Origin of the sequence: Treponema primitia (assembly GCF_046533075.1) — a bacterium.
Lineage (GTDB): Bacteria > Spirochaetota > Spirochaetia > Treponematales > Breznakiellaceae > Termitinema > Termitinema primitia_B.
In genome coordinates, this window is the sequence record NZ_JAJQRB010000069.1 from 1 (window position 1) to 4,767 (window position 4,767).

A 4,767-nucleotide genomic window follows, 5' to 3' on the forward strand; every position below is an offset into this window, starting at 1 on the left:
GCCGGTGTCTACCACGACCTGTACCGTTGTTTGGCGGATTTCTGACTCCTTGATAACTCCGCACTCAACCCTGATTTTGTCACCCTCGTTTTTCAGGGTGATCTCTTCGAAAACTGTTCCCGCCGTTTTACCTCGTTCCATTAGGATATTATACCACACCGGGGATATTCCGGCAAACTGCCGGCAGGCCGAAGATCCGGCCTTCCCCGTACCCTATGTACGGCGCTGCCCAGGGAAATGCATTAGTCACCCCCTCTAATCTTTTATTTTCCTGCGCCGATATAGTGTAAAGAGGGGCATCGGGAACTTCGTTCCCGTTCGATTTACGTGGCAGCAGGGCTGCCTAAATAGAGGTTAAGCGATGATTAGAGGATGGTATACCGGGGCCAGCGGGATGCGGGCCCAGCAGTGGAAGCTCGATGCGGTGGCGAATAATCTGGCTAACGTGGAAGTGGACGGGTATAAGAAAGATACGGCGGTCCACAAGGCTTTTCCGGAACTGCTGATGCGCCGTATGGACGACGACGGGGTCTACCGGCATCCCTTTGGGTCCGCCGATGCGGCGCCGATTATCGGGAAGCTGGGTACCGGAGTGGAGCTTAACGAGCTGTTCACCGACTTCCAGCAGGGGGCCATGAAGGAAACCCAGAGCGATTTCGACATTGCCCTGGACGGTAAGGGCTTTTTGGCGGTGATGACTCCCTGGGGCGAGCGGTATACCCGGAACGGCTCCTTTGTTTTGGGCAAAGAGGGCTATCTGGAAACCAAGGAAGGCTACCCGGTGCTGGGCGAGAATGGGCCCCTGCGGGTGAAGGCGAATAACTTTCAGGTTGATAAAGAGGGTGGCGTCTGGATTAACGCCCGGTACGCCGACGATCCGGAGCTGATGGTTGGCCGGGAAAACAATACCTGGGACGAGACGGTGCTCCTGGATACCCTGAAGGTGGTGGACTTTGATCTGGACCGCTATCTGCAAAAGCAGGGGTCCAGCTTGTATCAGGCAACCGATACCTCGGGGGAAGCGCAGGTTATGGAAATGAACGGGCGGCCCCGGGTGGTACAGGGCTTTGTGGAGGCGTCCAATGTGGACCCGGTCCTGGAGATGGTCCAAATGATAGAAGTAAACCGCGCCTATGAGGCGAACCAAAAGGTGATTCAGAGCGAAGATTCTATGCTCGGCACCTTGATAAATCAAGTTGCAAAATTCGGTTAAAAAAGAGGTAACAGATGGTACGGAGTTTATGGACCGGCGCGTCCGGCATGATAGGCCAACAGGCCAATATTGATACTATTTCTAACAACCTGGCGAACGTGAACACCTCGGGCTTCAAAAAGGTCCGGGCGGATTTTGAGGATCTCCTCTATCAGACCACCAAAGTTGCGGGTACCCCTGCCACGGAGGACACGGTGGTTCCCGTGGGGGTCCAGATGGGCCACGGGGTTAAACTCGCCGCCACCCAGCGGATGTTCACCCAGGGCAGCCTCCAGAGCACGGAGAATGTCTACGATATCGCAATCAACGGAGAAGGCTTTTTCCGCATCCAGATGTACGACGGCACTTACGGCTACACCCGGGACGGCGCTTTCAAGGTTGATGAAAATGGCCGGCTGGTTACCTCCAACGGTTACTGGGTACTCCCGGATATCGTGATGCCCGAGGGCTTCCTCCCCCAGACCATCACCGTCTCCCAGGACGGCCGGGTGGAAGTAAAGACCCCCGAGTCCGGCGACGATTCCGTTCAGGTGGGCCAACTGGAACTCTACCGTTTCCCCAACCCCGTGGGTCTCACCTCGGTGGGTGAAAACCTCTTTAAGCTCAGCCAGGCCTCGGGGGAACCCATCCCCGGCCAACCCGGCTACGACGGTATGGGTAAACTGGTCCACAAGTTTCTGGAAATGTCCAACGTATCGGTGGTACGGGAAATGGTGGACCTTATCGTGGCCCAGCGCGCCTACGAGTTCAACTCTAAAACTATTCAGACCAGCGATAACATGCTCGGTACCGCCACAGGCCTGAAACGATAACGGAGAACATAGATGGATGTCCAAGCCCTGGGAGCCCAGTACTTAAATAACACCCGGTTCGTTTCGCCCTTCGCAGGGCTGACCGGGGGAACCCAATCCGGCCTTTCCGCTTCGTCATCGACCGGAACGGAGAGCGGGGGCAATGGCGCCTTCGCAGCTCTCCTGGAAAGCGCCAAGATGGACCGGATTCTGAGCGCCGTCCCCAAGCTGCCCGGCAGCGCCGATGGGGAGGGCGCCGAAATTACTGAGCCGTCGGCAAACCAAGCCGGGGACAGAGCTGCGCCTGAAACCGAGATGATCCCCTTCTCAAACCGCAAACCCATAATAGACAAAAGCGGCAAACTTTACGAACAGTGCCTGGCGCTGGAAACGTTCCTGACCAAGACCCTCATCTCCGGTATGCGGAACACGGTACAGAAAACCGGCCTGATTGACGATAGCTTTGCGGGGAAGATGTACGAGGATATGCTCTACGATGAATACGCCAAGACCTACACGGAGAACGCAAACTTCGGCCTGGCGGACCTGGCCTACCTGGAACTTACGGGGCAGCGGGGAAAGGTTATCGCGCGGTAGGCGCCTTTTCGGCAAGTTCCGATTTCTATTGGTGATATGTCTAAATTATACTACATCTTTGTATAGTATACAAGAGACGCCTAACATTTTTTAGATAAACTCCCTTGTTTTCCGTCTTACTCCATGATAATATTTCCAAAAAGGTGCCAGGCACCTTCGAGGGGGATTAAAATGAAACAAAAAACAAAAAACAAACTAAAGGGTGGTCTGCTGGCATTTCTTATGGCGGCCGGTATAATAAAGGGATTTGCAGAAGAAAAAGAAGGGATTATTGTTTTAAGAACCGATGCTAGAACAGATGTAACAATATTACACATAGCCACAAATGGGCAAAAAATTCCAAATTATACTGGATATTTTGGTTATAGGGACAGTTCTGCAAAAGCCGGTAGTTTTACAAATTCGTTATTACAAAAAGGGGTTCCTGTTAGGTTTGATGATAAAAATGCAAATCATAATGGAAATTTACCGGAACTTTCAGCAGAAGATTTTATATCAATAGATGATATGTATATGATAGATTTATATAGTGGTAATCCTCAAGACTATATAATTTCCGCTGAAGCGAAAGCGCGGGATTTGGCAGCACAAGCTGAGCAAGCGCGGAACGGGGCATTGCACGCGGCGGTTACCGACCGCGCACGGGGAGAATAAACTAGGTGGATTCTTAAATTATTAGAAATCCTTACTATTTTCTAATAATTCTCCGCAATCCGCTTAGATTCTTGTTATAGTTTGTAATCTTGCCAGCCCAGGCGCAGCGAAAACTTATATCGAGCCTTTGGCGAGTGTTTTCGCGCCCGCCGTCGGTGGGCTGGCGCGAGCGTGCTACGTCCTCTGGACGTGAGCGCACGCAAAAAACCTAGCTAATTTTCCGCTTTCCCACCGCCCCCGCGCGCCCTAGCCCACCAAGTCTTCCTTGATTATCGACATATTGAAATCGAATGAAATCTCGCCTTCGTCCGTGTCCTGGTACAGAGTGCCCACGAACTCGTCTCCTATCAAAACCTCGGCCATATTTTCGTCGTTATTCGACTGCTTCAGCCGAATCTCGCCGTTTCCAAGCCTCCGCCGAAGATAGCCTTCGACAAGATCGGTGCCAGGCACCATTTTGGCAAAATAATTTTCCCACACTAAAGCAAACCCCATCATAAAGCCGTACCTTGTCGGAGGCTTCTATGCAAAAAAGAACACTATTTGTTTCCGACAGTATTAGTTATACCGGATACGCCTATCATAAAGGGCTGGAACAGGGCCGCAAGGAAGGCTTTGCCGAAGGCCGGGAGGAGGGCCTGATCATAGCCTATACCGCCCTGGATGACGAGTTTCAAATAAAACTCCGCTACATGGCGGAGCAATTACAACACTACGGTTTAAATGAAGAACAAATCATGTCCATCACCGGCCTATACGATGATTAAAAACGTGCCTGGCGCCGATCCGGTAACAGCAGTTGCCGGGCATAGAGCAGTTCGGTAAACTCATCATAGTCCACAAGCCCTGTAAGTCTGTGCTGAATATGGTACGCCCCCGACTCCTCCCAGTCCCCCACCAGGGGGACAAGCCCCGCCTTAACCGGATTCCGGTCGATATACCCCATCACGGCATAATAATCCTCCGGGGTTTGAATCTCCCGTGCAAAATACCGATTCCCCCACAGGTGCCCCGTTCTCCCACGCACCCCGTTGTACCACTTCGAAGAATTGGTCTTAACCCAGTGCATAATCCGGGAAAGATCCCCCCCGTCGCTAGGCCATATCAGCAAATGGATATGGTTCGGCATAATACAAAAGTTGAACAAAGAAAACCCAAACCGATCCTTCGCGTTCCGCAAAGTCATCAGCATGATTTTCTTCCCCAGCCTGTCCCGGAACAAGCGCTGCTTATCATTCGTCCGAGACGTAACATGATAAACCGCCCTCTCAACAAACTCCCTCTTCTTCCGCATACAACCTCCAGATCGGTGCCTGGCACCGTTTGAAGCTATATGCGTCCCCGCTGTATTTTGCTTTAGGCACTAGGCGTCAAATTGACCCCGACCTCGTAATTTGCGGGGGCATATTGATTCCTGAGGAGGCAGGTTACTATAATAGGTATAGCATCCGAAATGTGCAGTCCGGCGCTGAGTTTACGGATTTACTGGAGATAAACGTCCTGGAACTGGGA

The 4,767-nt window shown here is 52.2% G+C and carries 7 protein-coding genes; 5 read left to right on the top strand and 2 right to left on the bottom strand.

Annotated features, from left to right (window positions below; genetic code table 11):
* The first annotated feature begins 361 nt into the window (after window positions 1–361).
* The 4 genes from flgF to LQZ19_RS14840 all read left to right on the top strand — a co-directional run bounded on the left by flgF (window position 362) and on the right by LQZ19_RS14840 (window position 3,255).
* Entirely contained in the window at window positions 362–1,213 is an 852-nt protein-coding gene (flgF, locus tag LQZ19_RS14825) for a flagellar basal-body rod protein FlgF (protein WP_411048458.1), read from the top strand.
* Window positions 1,214–1,227: 14 nt separating this feature from the next.
* On the top strand, window positions 1,228–2,025 hold the full coding sequence (flgG, locus tag LQZ19_RS14830; RefSeq protein ID WP_411048459.1) for a flagellar basal-body rod protein FlgG: 798 nt from the start codon (window positions 1,228–1,230) through the stop codon (window positions 2,023–2,025).
* A gap of 12 nt (window positions 2,026–2,037) precedes the next feature.
* Window positions 2,038–2,601, top strand: coding sequence for a rod-binding protein (locus LQZ19_RS14835; protein WP_411048460.1), 564 nt, complete (start codon window positions 2,038–2,040; stop codon window positions 2,599–2,601).
* Between the two features lie 171 nt (window positions 2,602–2,772).
* Complete coding sequence (locus LQZ19_RS14840) at window positions 2,773–3,255, top strand: hypothetical protein (protein WP_411048461.1); 483 nt, start codon at window positions 2,773–2,775, stop codon at window positions 3,253–3,255.
* A 246-nt stretch (window positions 3,256–3,501) separates the two neighbouring features.
* On the opposite strand, the gene LQZ19_RS14845 is transcribed toward LQZ19_RS14840, so the two are convergent.
* Window positions 3,502–3,753: a DUF3126 family protein gene (locus LQZ19_RS14845; protein WP_411048462.1), complete on the bottom strand. Its 252-nt coding sequence runs from the start codon at window positions 3,751–3,753 to the stop codon at window positions 3,502–3,504.
* 26 nt (window positions 3,754–3,779) lie between these two features.
* Between LQZ19_RS14845 and LQZ19_RS14850 the strand changes: the two genes are divergently transcribed.
* Complete coding sequence (locus LQZ19_RS14850) at window positions 3,780–4,022, top strand: hypothetical protein (protein WP_411048463.1); 243 nt, start codon at window positions 3,780–3,782, stop codon at window positions 4,020–4,022.
* Here LQZ19_RS14850 and LQZ19_RS14855 read toward each other — a convergent pair.
* Window positions 4,019–4,549: an REP-associated tyrosine transposase gene (locus tag LQZ19_RS14855; protein ID WP_411048464.1), complete on the bottom strand. Its 531-nt coding sequence runs from the start codon at window positions 4,547–4,549 to the stop codon at window positions 4,019–4,021. The two genes, LQZ19_RS14850 and LQZ19_RS14855, sit on opposite strands and share 4 nt — an antisense overlap.
* Between the last annotated feature and the right edge of the window lie 218 nt (window positions 4,550–4,767).